The organism is Mycobacterium scrofulaceum (assembly GCF_002086735.1).
In the GTDB taxonomy this organism is placed as follows: Bacteria; Actinomycetota; Actinomycetes; order Mycobacteriales; family Mycobacteriaceae; genus Mycobacterium; species Mycobacterium scrofulaceum.
Genome location: NZ_MVIJ01000129.1, coordinates 1 through 2188, shown reverse-complemented (window position 1 = coordinate 2188; position 2188 = coordinate 1). Strand labels below are relative to the sequence as shown.

Genomic DNA, 2188 nt, shown 5'->3' with positions numbered 1-2188 from the left:
GTGCGCCACGAGGCGCTGTGTGACCGAGCGGAGGTGAGAGACCTGCGCCGTTGTGCTGTCGCAGCAGCGTAACGAAGCTGGGGGCAGCCTGGACCGGGAGACGCCGGCGAGGGTGGTAAGCAGCCCCGACAACGACGGGACAGGCCGGCACTACCGGATGGCCTGGGTCCGGCAAGCATGAGGAGAAGGTGTACGCGAGGAACCAGTGTTTTAACGCCTCTCAAGTCTCCCGCCAGCTCTAACCCGGTGGATTCGGGCTGGTCTGCGATGCGCACCAACACCACTGGCGTCTCGGTGTTGGGAACTCCGGCTGCGGTTTAGGTCGCTGCCGCTGGAGGCCACGGTGAATGCCTGCGGCGTAGCCGTGGCGATATCGCAGGGGCATAGCTGGGCACCTCCCTCCTCGAGCGGTCAGCAGTGAACGTGGGAACCATCGCGAGGCTCCCGTGTCGTCGTCCTCAGCCGAGGGCGCCGAATCCGGGTTGACGCGTCGTCTGTCGATGGCCACGCGGTGGGGCGGAGGGGCCGTAGTAGTCCGAGCGGGGGAAAGCCTCGTGCATGGCGAAGGGCCCCAGCGGAATTGATGCAGCGAACACGACACGAACGGAGGCACTGGTGAATACCGGTGAGCTGTCATGGCCCGATCCCGATCAGGCGGCATGGCAGGTACGACAGATGCAACGCAAGCTGCACCACTGGGCGGTCGAAGATTCCGACCGCCGCTTTGATGATGTGTTCAACCTCGTCCACCACCCGGACTTTCTCACCGTCGCGTGGGAACGGGTGCGGGGCAACAAGGGCGCACGCTCAGCCGGTGTCGACCGGCTGACTCCTGCGTCCATAACCGGAGATGCCGAGACGGTGGCGTTCCTGAGCCACGTTCGAACCGAACTGAAGGCACGGACATTTGCTCCACTTCCGGTGCGGGAGATACTCATTCCCAAACCAGGGAGCAGCAAACTCAGGCGGCTCGGTATTCCCACGGCGATGGACCGCACGGTTCAAGCGTCGTTGCTGTTGGTGTTGGAGCCGATCTTCGAGGCGGATTTCGAGCCGGTCAGTTACGGTTTCCGTCCCCGACGTCGCGCTCAGGACGCGATCGCCGAGATACATGCTTTGGGGACCCGGAACTATCACTGGGTCTTCGAGGCTGACATCGCGGCGTGTTTCGACGAACTGGCTCACTCCGCCATCATGGAACGAGTACGCACGCGGATCGTCGACAAGCGGGTCCTGGCCCTGATCAAGGCATTCCTGAAGGCGGGCATCATGTCTGGCGACGGAACGGTCAGGGAATCTGATACCGGCACACCCCAGGGTGGCATACTCTCACCGCTGCTGGCCAACATCGCTCTGACGGTGTTGGACGCACATTTCCGTGTGAAATGGGATGCCCATCGGACATCTCAGCGGCGAGATGCCCATCGCAAACGTGGCGGGGCCACCTATCGGATCGTCCGCTATGCCGACGATTTCGTGATCATGGTGGCCGGAACCAAAGCGCACGCGGACGCATTATGGGACGAAGTCGCGGATGTCATTGCCCCACTGGGGCTACGGCTATCCGTGGAGAAGACCCAGGTATGCCACCTCGACGAGGGGTTCGACTTTCTCGGATTCCGCATCCAGCGGCGCCGCAAGAAGGGCACGAACAAGGCAGCTGTCTACACCTACCCGTCGAAGAAGGCGCTGCTTTCGATCATGACGAAGGTGCGGGCGCTGACCAAGAAGGCACGTCATCATGGCCTTGCTGATCTCCTCGGACGCCTCAACCCGGTGCTCCGAGGATGGTGTGCGTATTTCCGTCACGGTGTGTCGAAGGCAACCTTCGGATACCTCGATTCCTTTGCCTGGCATCGGGTCACCCAGTGGCTGCTCAAACGGCACAAGCGGATCACGTGGGCGGAGCTCTACCGGCGGTTCCTGACCGGAAGGCCAGGCAATCGTCCGCAAGAGAATGGGATCGTCATGTTCGATACCACCACCGTTCCGATCACTCGGTATCGGTGGCGGGCGAGCAACATCCCCACACCGTGGACCAGCACAGCGGCGACCTCGGTCCCCGCATAACGGTGGCAGTCCGTGGAGCGCCGGATGCGACGAGAGTCGCACGTCCGGTGCGGAGGGCGGGCCGGGGAAACGGGCCAGGAGCAATCCCGGCACCGCGCCCCGGTCCGACCCCTACATC

At 63.2% G+C, this 2188-nt stretch carries 1 protein-coding gene; it reads left to right on the top strand.

The window, feature by feature from the left end; genetic code table 11:
- The first annotated feature begins 615 nt into the window (after positions 1-615).
- The gene (gene ltrA / locus BST44_RS29045) at positions 616-2070 is read left to right on the top strand and encodes a group II intron reverse transcriptase/maturase (protein WP_033711551.1); all 1455 of its coding nucleotides are present in this window, start codon (positions 616-618) and stop codon (positions 2068-2070) included.
- Positions 2071-2188: the final 118 nt, after the last annotated feature.